19 protein-coding genes and 1 tRNA gene are annotated in these 18706 nt (G+C 42.9%); 9 read left to right on the forward strand and 11 right to left on the reverse strand.

The features are described from left to right. Positions 1-13: 13 nt before the first annotated feature. Positions 14-583 carry a 30S ribosomal protein S16 gene (locus tag BLS64_RS03915; protein WP_093111900.1) on the reverse strand — a complete coding sequence of 190 codons (570 nt, stop codon included), beginning with the start codon at positions 581-583 and terminating at the stop codon, positions 14-16. Between the two features lie 278 nt (positions 584-861). On the opposite strand from BLS64_RS03915, the gene BLS64_RS03920 reads away from it, so the two are divergent. Continuing rightward, positions 862-1308 carry a ferritin-like domain-containing protein gene (locus tag BLS64_RS03920; RefSeq protein WP_317039627.1) on the forward strand — a complete coding sequence of 149 codons (447 nt, stop codon included), beginning with the start codon at positions 862-864 and terminating at the stop codon, positions 1306-1308. Between the two features lie 212 nt (positions 1309-1520). Then, positions 1521-5906 carry a DNA polymerase III subunit alpha gene (dnaE, locus tag BLS64_RS03925; protein WP_093111904.1) on the forward strand — a complete coding sequence of 1462 codons (4386 nt, stop codon included), beginning with the start codon at positions 1521-1523 and terminating at the stop codon, positions 5904-5906. 69 nt (positions 5907-5975) lie between these two features. Here the strand turns inward: dnaE and BLS64_RS15145 are convergent, their stop codons facing one another. After that, a complete protein-coding gene (locus BLS64_RS15145; protein ID WP_176763416.1) occupies positions 5976-6119 on the reverse strand; it encodes a hypothetical protein in 144 nt (47 codons plus the stop codon). A 362-nt stretch (positions 6120-6481) separates the two neighbouring features. Here BLS64_RS15145 and trxA point away from each other — a divergent pair, with 362 nt between their 5' ends. The 3 genes from trxA to BLS64_RS03945 all read left to right on the forward strand — a co-directional run bounded on the left by trxA (position 6482) and on the right by BLS64_RS03945 (position 7983). Then, entirely contained in the window at positions 6482-6799 is a 318-nt protein-coding gene (trxA, locus tag BLS64_RS03935) for a thioredoxin (protein ID WP_093111908.1), read from the forward strand. Positions 6800-6892: 93 nt separating this feature from the next. Beyond that, the gene (locus BLS64_RS03940) at positions 6893-7822 is read left to right on the forward strand and encodes a DUF58 domain-containing protein (RefSeq protein ID WP_093111909.1); all 930 of its coding nucleotides are present in this window, start codon (positions 6893-6895) and stop codon (positions 7820-7822) included. An 87-nt stretch (positions 7823-7909) separates the two neighbouring features. Further along, positions 7910-7983, forward strand: a tRNA-Asp gene (locus BLS64_RS03945). A 341-nt stretch (positions 7984-8324) separates the two neighbouring features. Here the strand turns inward: BLS64_RS03945 and BLS64_RS15150 are convergent. The 3 genes from BLS64_RS15150 to BLS64_RS03955 form a co-directional block, all read right to left on the reverse strand. Then, on the reverse strand, positions 8325-8498 hold the full coding sequence (locus tag BLS64_RS15150) for a hypothetical protein (RefSeq protein WP_176763417.1): 174 nt from the start codon (positions 8496-8498) through the stop codon (positions 8325-8327). A 199-nt stretch (positions 8499-8697) separates the two neighbouring features. After that, positions 8698-9588, reverse strand: a complete 891-nt coding sequence (locus BLS64_RS03950) for a YihY/virulence factor BrkB family protein (protein ID WP_093111939.1) — start codon at positions 9586-9588, stop codon at positions 8698-8700. A 110-nt stretch (positions 9589-9698) separates the two neighbouring features. After that, positions 9699-10952 (reverse strand): cation:proton antiporter, encoded by a 1254-nt coding sequence (locus BLS64_RS03955; protein ID WP_093111941.1) that lies wholly within the window; start codon positions 10950-10952, stop codon positions 9699-9701. Between the two features lie 131 nt (positions 10953-11083). Between BLS64_RS03955 and BLS64_RS03960 the strand changes: the two genes are divergently transcribed. Then, positions 11084-11851 (forward strand): XRE family transcriptional regulator, encoded by a 768-nt coding sequence (locus tag BLS64_RS03960; protein ID WP_093111943.1) that lies wholly within the window; start codon positions 11084-11086, stop codon positions 11849-11851. A gap of 71 nt (positions 11852-11922) precedes the next feature. Here BLS64_RS03960 and BLS64_RS15155 read toward each other — a convergent pair whose 3' ends face one another. The 6 genes from BLS64_RS15155 to BLS64_RS03980 all read right to left on the reverse strand — a co-directional run bounded on the left by BLS64_RS15155 (position 11923) and on the right by BLS64_RS03980 (position 15621). After that, positions 11923-12087: a hypothetical protein gene (locus BLS64_RS15155; RefSeq protein WP_176763418.1), complete on the reverse strand. Its 165-nt coding sequence runs from the start codon at positions 12085-12087 to the stop codon at positions 11923-11925. A 31-nt stretch (positions 12088-12118) separates the two neighbouring features. Continuing rightward, entirely contained in the window at positions 12119-12289 is a 171-nt protein-coding gene (locus BLS64_RS15160; RefSeq protein WP_176763419.1) for a hypothetical protein, read from the reverse strand. 130 nt (positions 12290-12419) lie between these two features. After that, the gene (locus tag BLS64_RS03965) at positions 12420-12647 is read right to left on the reverse strand and encodes a hypothetical protein (RefSeq protein WP_093111945.1); all 228 of its coding nucleotides are present in this window, start codon (positions 12645-12647) and stop codon (positions 12420-12422) included. A 171-nt stretch (positions 12648-12818) separates the two neighbouring features. Continuing rightward, complete coding sequence (locus tag BLS64_RS03970) at positions 12819-14495, reverse strand: hypothetical protein (protein ID WP_143019269.1); 1677 nt, start codon at positions 14493-14495, stop codon at positions 12819-12821. Positions 14496-14592: 97 nt separating this feature from the next. Continuing rightward, positions 14593-14988, reverse strand: a complete 396-nt coding sequence (locus BLS64_RS03975; RefSeq protein ID WP_093111949.1) for a response regulator — start codon at positions 14986-14988, stop codon at positions 14593-14595. 129 nt (positions 14989-15117) lie between these two features. Continuing rightward, positions 15118-15621, reverse strand: a complete 504-nt coding sequence (locus tag BLS64_RS03980; RefSeq protein WP_093111951.1) for a DUF456 domain-containing protein — start codon at positions 15619-15621, stop codon at positions 15118-15120. Between the two features lie 107 nt (positions 15622-15728). Here BLS64_RS03980 and BLS64_RS03985 point away from each other — a divergent pair, with 107 nt between their 5' ends. The 3 genes from BLS64_RS03985 to BLS64_RS03995 are packed head-to-tail and all read left to right on the forward strand — an operon-like array spanning position 15729 to position 18683. Then, positions 15729-16091, forward strand: coding sequence for a BlaI/MecI/CopY family transcriptional regulator (locus BLS64_RS03985; RefSeq protein ID WP_093111953.1), 363 nt, complete (start codon positions 15729-15731; stop codon positions 16089-16091). After that, on the forward strand, positions 16091-17530 hold the full coding sequence (locus BLS64_RS03990; RefSeq protein ID WP_093111955.1) for a M56 family metallopeptidase: 1440 nt from the start codon (positions 16091-16093) through the stop codon (positions 17528-17530). Before BLS64_RS03985 ends, BLS64_RS03990 begins: the two co-directional genes overlap by 1 nt. Beyond that, positions 17523-18683, forward strand: coding sequence for a tetratricopeptide repeat protein (locus BLS64_RS03995; protein ID WP_245693368.1), 1161 nt, complete (start codon positions 17523-17525; stop codon positions 18681-18683). The genes BLS64_RS03990 and BLS64_RS03995 overlap by 8 nt, the downstream gene beginning before the upstream one ends. Positions 18684-18706: the final 23 nt, after the last annotated feature.

Raw genomic sequence — 18706 nt, forward strand, 5'->3', positions numbered from 1 at the left:
TTAGGTAAGAAAATTAAGATCCTGCCTGGTCTTGTTTTTCGTCAGCTTTAGCTTCTTCTGCAGTAGCGTCTTCTGTTTCGTTTGCAGCAGCAGCTTCCTGGTCTTCAGTAGTTTCTTCTACTTCAGGTTGTGCAGCGGCAGCAGCTTCAGCCTCACGCTTTGCATTTACTTCTTTTTCAGCTTCAAGAGCTTTCGCTTTGGCAGCTTCCTGCTCTTTGCTCAATGCTTCTTTCTTAGCGTCAACTTTTCCTTCTTTTTCCGCAACCCACGCGTTGAATTTCTCCTCAGCCTGTTCTTCGGTCAAAGCGCCTTTTCTTACTCCACCGGCAAGGTGGTTCTTAAGCAAAGCTCCTTTGTAAGATAGGATAGCCCTTGCAGTATCTGTTGGCTGTGCACCATTCTGTAACCATTTTACAGAACTGTCCACGTCAAGCTCGATAGTCGCAGGATTTGTAGTAGGATTGTAGATACCTAATTTTTCAAGGAATTTACCATCTCTTTTTGCGCGTGAATCCGCAGCTACGATCCAGAAAAAAGGCTTTCCTTTTTTACCGTGTCTTTGTAATCTTATTTTTACTGGCATAAAAATTAATTTGTGGGGTTCCCGACCCCGGTTATTAATAAGGCTGCAAAGATACTATTATTTTTTATTGTAAATTAAGTGGTTAGCAAAAAATATTTCTGTGGCAGATATCCCTTTTTTTGCCGCTGTTTTCAGTTTTAAAGCTTTCGTAATAAGCGGTTAACGACCTGCTAAACCCTGTTAAACCGGGGGCTTGTCCTTATTTATTGTTTTATCTTGAGCCTAATGTCCAATATGGGCATTTAGAAACCGATTGTTAATTTAAATGAAAGAGAATTATGAGTGCTAAGGAGTTAACAAGCATGTTGAACGAATTGCTGGAAAAGAATTATGATACCGAAAAAGTGTATAAAACAGCTGCCGATGATGTGAAGCACGAAGGTCTTAAATCCTTTTTTAAGGAAAAGGCCATGCAGCGGTACGATTTTGGTCATGAACTAAAAGCAGAGATCAGGAATTTCGGAGAGGAGCCAGATAAGGGTTCCAGTATGAAAGGAGATACTCACCGGGCCTGGATGAATCTTAAGACCGCACTTTCGAGCGATAAGGAAGAGGCGGTACTGGAGGAAGCCATCAGGGCCGAAAAAGCGGCTGTTGAAGATTACAATAAAATGATCAAGGCTGACGGATTCCCGCCAACCACGGCAAACCTGCTCATCAAACAACGAAATGCTATTGAGAGAAGTCTTGCAGAGGTAAGGGAACTTGAAGAAAAGTTTGACTAATGTTTAAATTTTATACCCGGGCCTTCCCGGGAACTATTCAAATAAACCCGTGTCATTTGGCGCGGGTTTTTTCATTTCCGGAAGCCAACCATCCCGTTAATAAATCCTGAAAAGTTTAGCTGGAACCTCGTCAAATAATCCTTATTTTTACCCCTTCACAGTTGCTCCTAAATTTCCTGTCATCTGGCTGGAATTCATTAAAATATACTTTTATGTACCTTATCTTTGATACTGAAACCACCGGTCTTCCCAAGCGCTGGGACGCACCTCTTACCGATTCAGATAACTGGCCGCGGTGTATACAGATCGCCTGGCAGTTGCACGATGAAACGGGTAAGGTGATAGACCATCAGGATTACCTGGTGCAGCCGGAAGGTTTTAATATCCCTTTTGACGCCGAACAGGTACATGGTATCTCTACCGAGCTGGCTCAAGAGCAGGGTGTGACTTTGAAAGAGGTGCTGGAAAAATTCAATATTGCGCTGTCCCGTTCAAAGTTCGTTGTGGGACAGAACGTAGGGTTTGATGTGAATATCATGGGAGCCGAATTCCATCGACTTGAAATGGGTACTTCTTTACATGAACTGCCGGTGCTGGATACCTGTACCGAAACTACGGCCCAGCTTTGCTGTATTCCCGGAGGAAGGGGAGGTAAGTTCAAGCTTCCTACCCTTACAGAACTTCATGAATTCCTCTTTAACGAACCTTTTGCTGAAGCACATAACGCGACTGCCGATGTGGAAGCAACTACCCGTTGTTTCCTGGAATTGATCAGGAAAGGGGTATATACTTCAGAAGAACTTGATGTACAGCCCGATTATTTTCAGAATTTTTCCGAAGCCAATCCGCAGCCGATTGAGCTGATAGGGCTGAAGCACATCAACCTGAAAAAAGCTTCCGAAGAAATAAGAAAAAGGCTTCAGAAGGAGCAGGGTGGTGCTGAGATATCTTCCGCAGAGATCAAGGAAAATCTGGAGAAGCTTGATGAGGTGAAATTTTCACACCTTCATAACCACAGCCAATTTTCTATTTTACAATCCACCATCAGCATTAAAGACCTGGTAGACGCGGCCGCCAAACAAGGCATGCCGGCTGTGGCCCTTACAGATCACGCGAACATGATGGGAGCCTTCCACTTTGTAAAAGAAGTAGGAGCTTACAATAAAGGAGTGAAGGCAAAGAATGCCGAAGCTTTAGAAAACAATCAGCCCGCAGAAGCCCAGGAGTTAAAAGCCATTGTGGGGTGTGAATTCTTTGTGTGTGAGAACCACAAAGATAAATCGAGAAAAGATAACGGCTACCAGGTGGTCTTCCTGGCCAAGAATAAAAAAGGTTACCACAACCTGGCTAAGATGTCTTCCATAGCTTATACGGAAGGGTTTTATTACGTGCCGCGTATTGACCGGGAGGTGATAAAGCAGTATAAGGAAGATGTCATTGTACTTACCGGAAACCTCTACGGAGAAGTACCGGGGAAAGTGCTGAATGTGGGAGAAAACCAGGCTGAAGAAGCCCTTTTATGGTGGAAAGAACAGTTTAGAGATGATCTTTATGTGGAGCTTATGAGGCACAACCAGGAAGATGAGGACAGGGTGAATCCTGTGCTGATAGACCTCGCCCGAAAGCATGATGTAAAACTGGTGGCCACTAACAATACTTATTATTGCGAGCAGGAAGATGCCAACGCGCATGATATTCTTTTATGTGTGAAAGACGGGGAAAAGCAGTCGACGCCTATCGGGCGTGGCCGGGGGTATCGTTACGGGCTGCCGAACAATGAATATTACTTTAAAAGCGGGGACGAGATGAAGGCCCTGTTTAAGGACCTTCCTGAAGCTATTTCTAACGTGCAGGAAGTGGTAGATAAGATCGAACCTTTTGAACTGGCACGTGATGTACTGCTTCCGGCCTTTACCATTCCCGAAGAATTCATCGTGGAAGAGGATAAAGTTGACGGGGGGAAAAGAGGGGAAAATGCCTATTTAAAACATATTACCTACAGGGGAGCCGAGGAGCGGTATGGGGAAATCACCCCTTCCATAAAAGAGAGGCTTGATTTTGAACTTTCGGTAATTGAGAATACCGGTTATCCAGGTTACTTCCTTATTGTGGAAGACTTCATCAGGGAGGCTCGTAACATGGATGTTTCGGTAGGACCGGGACGAGGATCGGCTGCCGGTAGTGCCGTGGCTTACTGTCTTGGAATTACGAATATCGACCCTATTAAGTACGACCTGCTTTTCGAGAGGTTCCTGAATCCGGACAGGGTGAGCATGCCCGATATTGATATTGACTTTGATGATGAAGGCCGAAGCCGGGTAATGGATTATGTGATCAAAAAATATGGAGCCAACCAGGTGGCCCAGATCATTACCTACGGAACCATGGCTGCAAAGTCCTCTATTCGGGATACCGCCCGGGTTCTGGACCTTCCGCTTAATGAAGCCGACCGTATTGCCAAACTTATTCCGAATACCAAGTTGGGTAAGATCTTCGGAATGGATGAAAAAGAAATAAGAGGGAAATTCCGAAGTGAGGAAGTAGAGAAGATCAATGAGCTGCTTAACATTTCTGAAGGCGATGACCTGGAAGCTCAGACCGTGAACCAGGCAAGGATCCTGGAAGGATCTGTGAGAAATACCGGAATTCACGCCTGTGGGGTGATCATTACTCCAAGCGATATTACAAACTTTGTCCCGGTTTCCGTAGCTAAGGATTCAGATCTGTATGTGACTCAGTTCGATAACTCGGTAGTTGAAAGTGCGGGGTTGCTGAAGATGGATTTTTTGGGTCTGAAGACCCTTACGCTGATAAAAGATACAGTTAAGATCGTGAAGGGCCGGCACGGGATAGATCTTGATCCGGATAGTTTTCCGCTTGATGATCAAAAGACATATGAATTGTTCCAGAGAGGTGAGACGGTAGGGATCTTCCAGTACGAATCTCCAGGAATGCAGAAGCACATGAAAGATCTCAAGCCTACTGTGTTTGATGACCTTATCGCGATGAACGCGCTGTACCGTCCGGGTCCTATGGAATATATTCCCAGTTTTATTGCCCGGAAACACGGGGATGAGGAGATCGTATATGACCTTCCGGCGATGGAGGAGTATCTTAAGGAAACCTACGGGATCACCGTTTACCAGGAGCAGGTGATGTTATTGTCGCAGAAACTTGCGGGTTTCACCAAAGGTGAAGCCGACGTGCTGAGGAAGGCGATGGGGAAAAAGATCTTTGCCCTGTTGGAAGAACTTAAACCCAAATTTCTTGATGGTGGGGAAGCCAAAGGGCATCCGCGAGAGGTCCTTGAAAAAATATGGAAAGACTGGGAAGCCTTCGCGTCTTATGCTTTCAACAAATCGCACTCGACTTGTTATGCCTGGATCGCATATCAGACTGCTTATTTAAAAGCGCATTATCCTGCAGAATATATGGCGGCGGTGCTTTCCAATAACATGAACGACATCAAGCAGGTGACCTTCTTCATGGAGGAGTGCAAGAGGATGAAATTGACGGTTCTTGGACCTGATGTAAATGAATCCTACTATAAGTTTTCTGTAAATAAAGAGAACGCCGTGCGTTTTGGAATGGGCGCCATAAAAGGCGTAGGAGCAGGAGCGGTGAATACCATCGTGGAGAACAGGAAAGAAAAAGGACCCTACCGATCGATTTTTGACCTGGCCAAGCGAATCGATCTTAGAGCGGCCAATAAAAAGGCTTTTGAGAACCTGGCATTGGCCGGTGGTTTCGACAGCTTTGGTCTTACTCACAGGGCACAATACTTCCATGATGAAGGAGACGGAATTACCTTTTTGGAGAAGGTGATGAAGTACGCAGCCAAGTTCCAGGAGAATGAAAATTCGGCGCAGGTGAGTCTCTTTGGAGAGGCCAGTGAAGTGCAGATCCCGGAACCAACCGTTCCTCCCTGTGAAGAGTGGGGTACCATGGAAAAGCTGAAACGCGAAAGGGAAGTTGTAGGAATCTATATTTCAGGACATCCTTTGGATGATTTCAAGACCGAACTTAAATGTTTCTGTAACGCTGTTCTGGCCGATTTTCATCACATGGATAAAGCGGTAAATAATGAACTGTCTTTTGGCGGAGTGATAAGCGATGTGCAGCACAGGGTTTCTAAGACCGGCCAGGGATGGGCCTCATTTATTGTAGAAGATTATACAGATTCGTACGAATTCAGGCTGTTCAAGGAAGAGTATTTAAAGTACCGCCATTTCCTGGTTCCTAACTCCTTTATATACGCCAAGGTGTTCATTAAGGAAGGGTGGACCAATAAAGAAACCGGCAAGAAAGGAGAGCCAAGGCTGCAGTTCAACAACATGCAGTTGCTGCATGATGTGATGGAGACCTATGCCAAAAAGCTCACCATTCAGTTGAACATAGATGAGCTTAAGGATGAGCAGATCGAAAGGCTAAGGGATCTTTTTAGCCTTCATAGTGGTGAGAACAGGCTGAATTTTGTGGTATATGAAATGAAGGAAAGGATCAAACTTCATATGCCAAGCCGTAAACAAAAGGTGAAGATCTCGCAGGAGTTGCTCAATGCCCTGGAAGAGCAGCAGGTATTATACAAGTTGAACTAAACAGCCGGAAAAGAAAAAGGGATCCTGTTTTTGAAGCAGGATCCCTTTTAAAATATTATTGTTTCTTCCTTATCTGGTGAACTCCATAAAAAGAAGTCCTAAAGCGAAAAGAGAAGTAGTGAAAATGAACGCCACAGTAAGGCCGATAACCGCTTTTTGAGTAGTTGTGAATTCGTTAGTTTTTTCTGACCAAAGTTGAGTTAAAATTGCCATAATTGTGTTTTTTAGGGGTAAAAGTGTTTCCTTAATTGAATTTTTAATAATTTTCTGACACAAATCTATAATATCAAAACCATAAAAATTGGGTTTTTTTTAAGAAAACGATGGACAGTAATGTATTTCTGGTGAACCACTTATAAATTCCATTTTTTGTAAGTAGTTTCTTACATTTATCTAATTTTTGAGAGAAAAATCCCTCATTTTGAGGAGGTTTAAAAACGGGATTTGCCCACTATAGATAAATAAAGCCTCACAATATATCAATAATGAAATCTGATACAGGCAATGTAAGGTTTGGCTAAATATTTGACTACTTTTACGTAAGTTTATAGTAAAGAATATAAAAAATAGAAATTATGGCATTAGAGATAACTGACGCTACTTTTGAAGAACAAGTATTAAAGAGCGATAAACCGGTAATGGTTGATTTTTGGGCAGCATGGTGCGGACCATGTAGAATGGTGGGACCTATCATTGATGATATCAGTAAAGAATACGAAGGAAAAGCAGTTGTAGGAAAACTTGATGTGGACGCCAATCAGGAATACGCTGCAAAATATGGTGTACGTAACATTCCTACCGTACTTATTTTCCAGAATGGAGAAGTAGTAGGAAGACAGGTTGGTGTTGCACCGAAGAATACCTATGCTGAAGCTCTTGATCAACTATTGTAATAGAAAAATTTTTCAGATGAAAAAGTCCGGTAATTACTTGCCGGACTTTTTTTGTGACCGAAATTCAGTAACTTGAAAGAAATGCTGTGACAAATGGATCTGGAGAGAGAAGTACATAAAACCGGCGGATTCGGGAATCTGGACCTGTTGGCCCGGCAAGTGGTAGAAGGTTTTATATCAGGCCTTCATAAAAGTCCTTTTCACGGCTTTTCCGCAGAATTCGCCGAACATAAGGTATACAATAATGGCGAGAGTACCCGACACATAGACTGGAAGCTGTATGCCAAGACAGATAAATTTTACACAAAGAGGTATGAAGAGGAAACTAATCTTAGGTGTCATATAATTATAGACAATTCGGCCTCTATGCATTATCCTGAATTAAGGAAGCAGGGGCTGGGAAATCTCAATAAGACAGGTTTCTCTGTTCTGGCTTCTGCCTGTATCATGCAAATCCTTAAAAAGCAAAGAGACGCGGTAGGTTTGAGCATTTACAGTGATAGCTATGAATATTATGCACCGGAAAAAGGCAGCGAACGCCACAGGCAAATGTTGTTGCATAGGCTCGAGGAGACCGTTTTGTGGCCCTCTAAAGGCAAAAAGACCGAAACCTTTACCTTTTTACACCAGATCGCTGAAAAGCTGAAGAGAAGGTCGCTGATCTTTCTTTTCTCAGATATGTTCCAGGCAGACGTGGAGGAGGAGCGGATGTTTGAAGCTTTGCGCCATCTAACCTTTAACAAGCATGAACTGGTGCTTTTTCATGTGATGGATAAAAAGAAAGAATACGATTTTGATTTTGGGGGCAGGCCCAGGAGATTTACAGATGTGGAGACAGGAGAAAAAATAGATCTCTATGCCGAAAATGTGAAAGAAAGCTATCAGGAGATGGTCGAAAATTACTTCGCTGCCCTAAAGCTGAAGTGCGCCCAGTATGGGATCAAGTATGTCATGGCCGATGTAAATGAAAATTTTGATAAAATAATTTCCACCTACTTAATTGAACGTCAAAAGTTTGTTTGAGAGGGCTGAAAAAAGAAGTAAAAATATTTGAAAAAAGATTTGCCAAAGTGAAAATGTGCTGTATATTTGCACTCGCAATAAAGCAACGGTCTGGTAGTTCAGTTGGTTAGAATACCTGCCTGTCACGCAGGGGGTCGCGAGTTCGAGTCTCGTCCAGACCGCAAAATTGCTAAAAGCTCCTCTTCATGGGGAGCTTTTTTTGGCAGTAATGATTAGTTGTGTTGTTTGTGGTAAATCATTGATTTACCTGGGTTTAGAAGTAAACCAATGAGAAGCTTTTCCCTTTAAGGGAAGGGCTTTTTTGTTTTTGGAGCATTTCTACTCATACTGATATATTCTTGCGTTTATCCGCTATTTTTAGCCAAAAAAGGACAAAAAAAGAGACCCAAATAAGGTGTCTTACCCGTGTCAATTCATTCCTGCGGCATTTCTGCCGCTATTGTCTTTGAGAATTAATTTTTGGCTGCCTTTGAAAAGCTATGACGAGGTCAGTTTAAGGGTTCTAAAACAAATGCTGTAGAAAGGAATACTTCCATTCAAACCAGAGGGCAAGTATGGCTAGTCCGGTAATAACAGTAATAAATATCAATCGGGGGCTCTTAAGGATCCACCAGTTCACAGAGGTGATCTTTTGGAGAAGGGATTTATTTTCGGGTCTAAAACTGATCTTTTTCATATTTGGAAATTAAACTCCAGGACATCGGAGTTCACTACCAATAATCGCGAAGATTGAATGGCAAAGAACAGGCGAATGCGACGCTTATCCTAATTAAAAATGTTAAAATTTTTAAGAATATCATACGCAAGACCCTTTAAATCAATCATGTGGATTTATCCAGACCCTTTATTTATAGTACTGAAGAGGTTTGATGAAGTTACGAATAAGGCCCTCTGCTATAGGCGTATTTTTCGATCTCCGAATTTAATTCCGCACCCAGTAAAATGATAAAGCTGGTAAGGAACAGCCAGAGTAAAAGAACCACAACTGCCGAGATCGAACCGTAGACCTCGCCGTAGCTTCCAAAATTGCTCACGTAAAATGAGAATCCCCAGGAGGCAATAAGCCAAAGTAATGTGGCAAGAAGCGCTCCCGGTACCACCCACTTGAAATGAGGAGTGCGTTTATCGGGCGCGTGTTTATAAACCATTCCTAAGAACCACACCACGATCACCGCCAGCAATAACCACCGGCCCCAGCTAATGAGGTTTTCAATTCCGCCGGGCAATCCAAGCTGTCCTACCAGTGCGGGAAAGGCCACGATCAGCACCATGCTGATAATGACCAGCACTATTGCGCCAAAAGTGAATAAAAGCGTCAAGCCATTCTGTTTAAAAAAATTGCGGTGGTTCTCAGTGTCGTAGGCAATATCAACTCCTGTAAAAAGCGATTTGGTGCCTTTGTTTGCACTCCAGATACTAAAAAGAATACTGATGGCCATGCTCCATCCCAGGGCAGAACCAGAGGTTTCCATCAGCTTTTCTATCTGTGCTTTTAGGATCTCATAGGCCTGCTGTGGCATTACCCCATACAATTGGGATAGCTGATCCTGGATGTTCTGCGGATTCATAGCGAGGCCGTAAATAGAGATCAAGGCTGCTATGGCAGGAAATATGGCAAGGAAGGCATAAAAGGCGACGCCTGCCGAAACTATTGACACGTTGTTTTCTCCTATTTCGTCCTTGATGCGCCAAACGATCTTTTTCCATCCCGAAAACGGGATCTTTAAAGGACTTTTTAATTTGGCTTTGTGCGGGTGGTGTTCCAAAAGAATCTTTATTGGTTGGTTTTCTTCAATTTATGAAAATCTACTTCCACCTGCGAAAAAGTCATTACTAAACAATTGTTAAGACTGACAAGTTATTTTCGGCAGTATGATCATTCAGGTTTTTTGCTCAGATCCCCTTTTCTTCGGAAGTAATCCATGGCCGACGGTGCAGTGAGTCCGTGCAGGACAATGGATATCAGAATAATATAAGCCGTTATGGAGTAGAGTTCATTTTTATACTCGAATCCGTCGAACTGAACCATGGCCCAGGAAAGGTAAAAGACCGATCCAATTCCCCTTATTCCAAAGAAACTGATAGCGAACTTACTGCGCTTTGACTCTTTAACACCGGCAAGGGCAATGAGACCGGCCAGGGGACGTATGAGCAGCACAAAAATAAACGCGAAGGTAATACCTCTCCAGTCGGTTAAAGTCAGCATCCCGTTCATGATGGATCCTCCAAACAAGATGATCCAAACCACCAGGAGAAGGTGTTCCACCTCATGCACAAAATCGTGGAGTTTCTTTTTATAATCTCCGCTAACTTTTTCGTAATATCTAAGGCTAAAACCCGCAAAGAATACAGCAAGGAAGCCATACCCGTGAAGCAGTTCGCTAATACCATAGGTGGTGATGGTGAGGGAAAGGGCAAGGAAGCCCACAAATGTTTCCACTCCCGTGTATTTATAGAGCCTGTCCAGGAGGAAGCCTATTAATCGACCTATAACAAAGCCTATCACTATCCCCAGGAAGATCTTCAGAAAGAATTTGTCCCACAGCCAGTCGGTGAAATTAAATGCTGCCCAGGAACCTGCCTGGGCCACCAGCACTGCGAGGTAGGAAAAAGGATAGGCGATCCCATCATTGAGGCCTGCCTCGGCGGTAAGGGAGAAGCGTATATTGTTCTCATCCTCCTCCTGCTCCAATGGATCTTTTAACTGAACTTCAGCTGCCAGTACAGGGTCTGTAGGCGCCAGCACAGCTGCCAGTAGAAGGCTTGAAGGCACGCTTAATACCAAAAAATACTGTCCCAGAAGATAGGCTGAAACCATACAGATAGGCATGGTCAAAAACACTAGTAGCAATGGCTTTTTCCAGGAACTCCAGGAGTAGTGGGCCCCGATCTTAAGTCCGGCTCCCATTAGGGAAATAATGACGATGATCTCTGAAAAATACATGAGCCATTGATCATTCCACAAGGGATCTGGCCATAACAAGGGAATATCTACAGAGAAAAGCAGAAAACCCACCAGTAACAGAATGATGGGGGAGCTTACCTTGATCTTTTGGGAAAGGGATGGCAGCCACGCCATTATTAAGGTGGCAAGGCCAAGTCCGGCCAGAATAAGATAATGGTCCTTCATAGGTACTTAAAAATAGGATATTTAAGACTTGTTGCTATGGCAGCAACAGTTAAAAAGATATCAAAATTTACATTTTTGGAGTATTTCCAATAAATCGAAAGGAATATTTCCTAAAAAAGTTATATTTGTGTATGGGAACAGATGTATCTATCGAAATAAACCGCTTTAAACAGGTTCGTGATGATCACGGATTTACACAAGCGGAATTCGCCAAAATGCTGGGTATCAAAAATTCCACAGCAGATATCGAACGTGGCCGCACCAAATTGTCAGGGAAAATAGTAGCTGAACTGCTTAGGCAGTTCGGGATCAATCCGCTGTGGTTGTTCGGTGAAAGTAATCAGAAATTCTTGCAGGTAAGCCAGGGCGATGTAAGCCCCAAGGTTATTAGCCTTAATTCCGCCGAAAATGAGAACATAGTGCTGGTGAACGTGAAGGCTGCCGCAGGTTATCCGCATAATGTACAGGATGTAGACTGGTACCAGCAGTTACCGGCTTTTGATCTTCCCCTACCTGAGTTCAGGAACGCGACCCACCGCGGGTTTCAAATTGAAGGGGATAGTATGTTGCCTAATTACCGGCCGGGGGAATGGGTGTTGGGAAAAGCCGTGCCAACCATAGAGGAGGCCAACAATAACCGAGTACACGTGGTGGTGCTGCATGATTCTGTGCTGGTGAAGAAACTTCAGAAATTACCTGATCCTTCTAAGCTGCTCCTTATATCCCTTAACGAAGAATACCTTCCTATTGAGGTTAACGTAAATGATGTTCAGGAACTGTGGCAGGTGAACAGTAAACTCACCTTTAATCTTGACGCCCCTTCAGAAAGCAGCCTGCTCAGGCAGCTGCAGGAATCTATGGACGAACTCAAGAGCGAATTCAAAACTCTCAGAAAATAAGAAACGGCCTGAAGGTTCAGGCCGTTTCTCAAGATCCTAATGATCTTGGGCTAGTCGGTTAGTATTTTGGCTTACATATCATCGGTGCCGCCAACACCGGTGTTTTCACCTACTTCTTCTACACCTTCCTCAACCGCTTCTCCGGTCTCTTCGGCTGCATCCTGGGTTTCTCTACAGGAAACAAGCGAAGTGGAAAGCGCGAAAGAGAAGAATATCAAAAAAATGTACTTTTTCATAAACTATAATTTTAAGGGTTGAGTAAATGGATTAATCCATGTCGTCATCCATTTCATCTATCTCTTCCTCCATTTCATCACCCATCTCATCCATCTCTTCCTCCATTTCCATGTCGTCTGCTTCTCTTTCTGTTTCCCGACAGGAAATAAAAGATGAACTCACTGTAAATAACAGGGCGAATAATAAAATTAACTTTTTCATTTTTACGGTTTTAAAGGTTAGTACTATCAAATTTAAAGAAAGTATCTGTTTATTAACCTTTTAACTGCTAAAATTTTCATAAAGTAGCCTTAAGGTAAGGGTCTTTTCATTCCTGTTCTATGCTCAGGAATTAGTTATCGTCTCCGATCTTTTCGATCTCTTCATTTACTTCTTCATTAACTTCCTTGTCGACTTCTTTGGCTGTCCTCTCAAGAATGCCTTCACGGTCTTCTGTTTCTTTTTCAACTTCTACTTCTTCAACTTCGCGCACTACTCTTTCTTCTCTTACCGTTTCTCTACATGAAGTAAAGAACAATGTGGCAACGACAAGTAGGGCGAACATTTTTGTAGTTTTCATTTTTCTAAGTTTAGGGTTTTCTAATTGACCAAGGTAGGGAATGCTTCTGCTGCTTCCAGAGTGTTTAGTAAAAGTTTAATAGATTATCTCAACATAAGGCTAATTAAATTGATTAAATGGGGGGCATTTAAACTTTTCTTTAGAAAAAAGGAAATTCTTTTTTTCAATGTCTTAGAAAAGAACACTTTCTAAAGCCAGCATTCCGCCCACCGCGGAAGCCGCTGCCGAAACGATCGCAGTGGCCACAAGCCACCATGCTGCAGTTGCCGCTGCTTTTCTTGATTCTTCGGCTGCAATGAGTGCTTTTTCCCTGGCTTCTTTCATTTTCTCGTTCACTTTGGCTTCTACTTCGTTGGCCTTAGTGATCACTCTGTCTCGTGCGGATACTATCTTTTCAGCAACAGATTCGGCCTCGGTGTGGCTCAGGGAAGTTTTATTGGTTATTAAAGCCGTCATTTCGTTCTTATTGTAGTGCTCCAATTTGTATTTTAGGTCTGGCCCTGCGCCGGAATCCCTAAATAGTGAAACGAAATCTGAGTAAACCTGGTTGAGGTTTCCTGATTTGCTTGCGAAAATGCCTTGCACTTTTGCCTGCAGATCTTTTGTCTTTCCTGCAGCCTCACCTTTTTTAGCTGAAACTTTTTCCTCTCCGTCGCTAAAGAAGGTATTCAGTTTATCAAGCACTTTCTCTGCCTGGGAAACTCTCTTATCAGCTTCCTGCTCATCCATGTTCTGGGAAGCAAGCAGCTTGACCAGGGTATCTCTGTCAACTGCACTGGCCTTGACTTTCGCTATCCTGGAGGCTTCTTTAGGTTCGTTGAGGATCCTTTTAAGGTCTGCCTCCAGTTTTTCCGGTTGCAGCTCTCCATTATTGGTGTTCTTAAGGGCAGCTTTGATCTTTTCCTGATACTTCTCTACCTGTTGTTTGTCGGCAGGGGTTAGATCTGTTATACCTGCTTTGGCTTTTTCTTCGGCAGAGGCATCGCTTTGAGCAATACCTTTAAGGCTATTGATGTGATCTTTGACTACCTGCTTATCTTCTTTGGACAGTTTGCTTTGGTCAGCCTCTTCAAGCATCATCTTTTTAACTGAATTGGGATAATCATAATCTGCTTTTTCAGTTACCTGTAGATCGGTGATGAGATCCTTCAGTTGCTTTTTGAGGTCTTGGATGTCGATACGCTGCGGTTCCAGTTTTTGTATATAATCTTCAACTTTCTCATCTATATCATGGCTGCTGAACATTTTCTCGAACTGCTTCCGCATTTGTTTGGCCTCTTCTTTGGCGCGCGTTCTGGCCACATCTTTTGAAACACTTTCTTCAGATTTTGCAAACACCGAAGATGCCGAAGAAAGGCTGTTCTTTACTGTTGATGCCAGGCCGCCTACCAGTGAGGAAACAGATTTCACTTCCAGGTAAGTGATCAGCATAAAGAAAGTCGCCCATATCACAAGCCCAAGTGTTGCCCCGATGAAATTCGCACCTATTAAGCCCAATTTGACTCCTAATAAACTGGCAAAAAATAAACTGATGGAAGTAGTGATAAGAGTCCATGCTCCCAATCCTGTAGAGACTTTTTGACCGGCATTCATTCCGTGATCATGATCACTTTCTGAACTGTGTGAAGAAGGCTGATGGGCCTTTTTTCTGATATTTCCTACGGCCGTTATTCCGGTTGCTACCGAGATGGCTGTAAGCAATAGTTGGAATCCCACTGCCAGCAATACTCCTGCCACAACACTAATAAAAAAGTTCGTGTCTTCCAGGATCACCATTTCACCGGTGGGAATTTGTGCAGATAAATTGATAGGGATCAATCCTAAGATTGTCAATAATGTAGATTTCATAACTGATTTTTTTGGTTATACCTTAATGTAAGGGTTTTGAAAATCAGTTTATTTTAAAGGATTCATAAATGTCTATTAATGAACCTTTTAAATGAAATTATGAATGAAGCAAATGCTGTACTCTGGAATGCAGGGTCTCGCAGGCTTCTTTAGAAAGAGGTTTTTCCAGGTACTCTATAACCCTTGAATATTTCGCGGCTCTTTCCTTATCGCTGGAATTAATGGAAGAAGTGACCATTACCACCCAAACATTATTATCGCACTGTTCCTGACTAATTTTGTCCAGAAGATCCCAGCCGCTCATGCCGGGCATGTTGATGTCAAGAAGAACCAATAAAGGCTCGTTAGTAGTGCGGTTACACAAATAAGAATACGCGTCGTTGCCGTTATCGAAACAAAAAAGGGCTGACGATAAGGGACTTTTTTCAACCAGAATTTTGTGCAGAAATAGGACCACTGCATCGTCATCTATAATAACAACGTCTGTATTCATATTAAGTAGGGTGAGGCAAGAGTAAGTTCGGGACTAAGTTCGCCTGTAGTATTTAACTGTTTCAGGTAAATTCTGGTTTATAAAGCTCTAAAGATAAAAAAATAATGTTTTCTGCAATGAAGCTGCTCCTTACCAGGAGAAAATTTCTCCTTTATATTCCCATAACCTGTAAATAAACAGCAACAGGAAGATACCTGTCACTACGAATTCCATAAAGGCCGATGCTATTAGGCCGATAAAGGATCCCGAAGCCGCTCTTAATGCATGTCGGGAATTGCTTTTATTGAGGATCTCTCCCAGGTAAGCACCCACGAACGGCGCTATAAGAATGGCGAACGGAATGGGAATGAAGACCCCTGCAATAAGACCTATGGTGGCACCATACATCCCGCGTTTGCTGCCACCCAGGTATTTGGTTCCCAGGGCAGGGATGGCATACTGAAGGGCGAAAATAACTATAGCCACCAGTAAAGTGAAACTCAAAAACGTGTAGTCCATCGGTACCGTGGCAGTGAGGTGTAGCAGTAGAAGGCCAAGCCAACTTAGGGGAATTCCCGGCAGGATGGGGAGAAAACTTCCGAGTACCCCAAGGATTAAAAAAATAGCTGCTGCCACTATCAGTAAAATATCCATTGCTGTTCGATTTGATGGACTAATATACTCAAAGGGAAAAAATTAACAACTAAAATATTAGTTTAAACTAAATATTTAGTTATATTAGCGGTAAATAATTCCGTTTCATGAAACAGTTGACCAAAGCCGAAGAAGAGATCATGCAGATACTCTGGAACCTTAAGGAAGGAAATGTGGCTTCCATAATTGAAGAGATGCCTGAGCCTAAACCTGCTTACAATACAGTGTCTACCATAGTCCGCATTTTAGAAAGCAAAGGCTTCGTGGATCATAAAAAGGCGGGCAAGGGTTATATTTATTATCCGATCGTTGAAAAGGAGACCTACACCAGCCAGAGCATGAACAAATTGATAGATAGGTACTTCAACGGCTCCTTCAAAAGCATGGTGTCGTTCTTTATGAAGAAGAACAATATGACGACAGACGAATTGGAAAGCATCCTTAAGGAGATCAATAAAGAAGAGAAATAATGCTACAGTATATTCTGCATACCATCGCTTTTCAGCTCATTTTTCTCCTGGTGTACGAGCTGTTCCTAAAGAAAGAGACCTTCTTTAGCTATAACCGCGCCTACTTACTGCTCACCCCGGTCGTGTCTTTTTTGTTGCCGTTGATCAAGATCCCTGTGTTGCAGGAAGCTGTTCCTGCGGAAGCTTTTGTGATGTTGCCTGAAGTTCTTCTTACGGGAGGGAAAACTGCTGCACAAAATGAGATCCCCGCTACAGCTGCGCCTGAAACTATTGAGGTAAGCTGGTGGTTGCTGGTATATGGTGCAGGTCTGCTATTTAGTCTTGGTATCTTCTTTCAGAAATATAAGGTCCTGAAGGAGCTTTTCGCTAACCAAACGGTACTGCTGAGGAAGGAAAATATAAAGATCGTGGAGGTGCCGAAATCGAAGATCGCCTTTACCTTTTATGAAACTATCTTCCTGGGAAGTGATTTATCAGAAAAAGAGCGGAAGCAGATACTCTCTCATGAAATGGTGCATGTGCGACAGCGGCACACGTTAGACCTGTTGCTATTTGAATTCCTGAGAATTGTTTTCTGGTTCAATCCGTTGATCTATATCTACCAGTCGAGAATTTCAACACTTCACGAATACCTTGCCGATGCCGGAGTGGTGAAAAACGTGAAGAAGCAGGAATATTTTCAGCAGCTTCTCAACTCGGCTTTCAATACAGAAGACATTTCATTCATCAATCAATTTTTCAATCATTCAATCATCAAAAAACGAATAGTTATGTTGCAAAAAACAAGATCAAGATCAATTTCAAAATTCAAGTTTTTGATCATCCTGCCATTAATGATGGCGATGCTTACCTATGTTTCTTGTTCTGAAGATCAGGTAAGAAGTGAGGAAGAAAAGGAGCTCACGGCCCAGGAGAAAATAGAGAGAATTGAGGCCATTTTTGGAGATGGAACAAACCTCACATCAGAAGAAAGGAAAGAAATTCAAGAAATTCTAAAGACCGTTAGTTCACAAGACCTGGAAAAGTATTCCAAGAGAGGTCAAAAAATGCAGGTTCAAAATTCACCTTCAGGAACAGGCGATGTCCCTTTCGCTGTTATAGAGGAAGTGCCAATTTTTCCAGGTTGTGAAGCTTTGGATACAAATGAAGCCAGGAAAAAGTGCATGTCTGACAAAATAAATGCCTTTGTGAATCAAAACTTTGACGTGTCTTTGGGGAAAGCCAATGACCTTAATGGCATTAACAGAGTTTATGTTCAGTTTAAAATAACGAAAAATGGCACTGTTGAAATTCTGGGTGCCAGGGCACCTCATCCTGCACTGAAGGAAGAAGCAGTACGCGTGATAAATTTACTTCCGGAAATGCAACCGGGCAAACAGGGCGGGGAGAACGTGAATGTTTTATATACCTTACCCATAACTCTTAAAATAGGTGAATAAAACTTTATTATACTTCATCTTTATCATAGTTGCCAAAGCCGGAGCGCAAACCTCGGCTTTGGCTGAGGCCGACAGCCTCTATGCGGTGGGAAATTATTCCGAAGCTATCGAGAAACTGGAACAAATAGAGCCGCAATCTCCCAAGGTGCTTGGCAGGCTGGCGAAGGCTCAAAAGGCTTATGGAGATCCTGCTGCTGCAATGGAAGCTTATCAAACAGTTTTACAAGAGGATCCGGACCAGGTACTTTCTGCTGTAGAATACGCAAAATTGCTTTCTGCTGCGGGAAAGCTAAAAGCAGCCGATAGCATCTTCAAGAACCTGATAAAGAAATACCCTAATAATCCTGATTTTTATTATCAGCTGGGGCTGGTAAGGGAAAAGCAGAAAGATTCCAGCGCCATGAGCCTCTTCAATGTTACATTATATATTCAAAAAACTCACCAGCCGGCATTAATAAAGGTCTCGAAAAAAGCCCTTGTTGAGGGGCATCTTGCAAAGGCAGAGCGGCTGGCAAAACAGGGATTGGAGGTGAATCCAAACCAGGTTACTTTGCTTTCAATCCTTGCCCAGGCTTATTATTATGGGAAAGATTATGAAAACGCTGTTGTTGAGTTCGAAAAATTAGTAGCTCTAGGTCAGGGCAGTGAATTCATCCATAGCAAATTGGGAACAGCGTATTTTCAGCTTAGTAAGCTTGAGAAAGCCATTGAAAATTTTAATAAGGCACTTGATTATAATGAGAAGAACTATGCCAGCCATTATAGCCTGGGGAAACTTTATGCACTTAATGGAGAATATGAAAATTCCGAAGGGCATTTGCTGCAGTCCATACTTCTAAAGGCGGTGACTCTTGATGAAGAGTATACCAGCCTGGGCCTCACCTATAAGAGCATGAAAAAGCCTAAGCAGGCATTGACCTATTTTAACAAGGCCATTGAAGAGAATCCCATAAATGAACGGGCTATGCTGGAGCGTGCCTTAGCTGCCGATTCTTACTACAAAGACCTGCGGACCAGGTTGAATTACTACCAGGAATATCTCGACAAATTCAGCGAACTGGGAAGTCCTAATTTCATGTTGCTGGCAATGCGCAGAGTGAAAGATATTCGGGAAGAAATGCATATGAAAGGCATGCTGCGGGAGGCACAGTAGAAATTTTTCGGCAAAATCTTCTT

Origin of the sequence: Salinimicrobium catena (assembly GCF_900102915.1) — a bacterium.
GTDB lineage: Bacteria > Bacteroidota > Bacteroidia > Flavobacteriales > Flavobacteriaceae > Salinimicrobium > Salinimicrobium catena.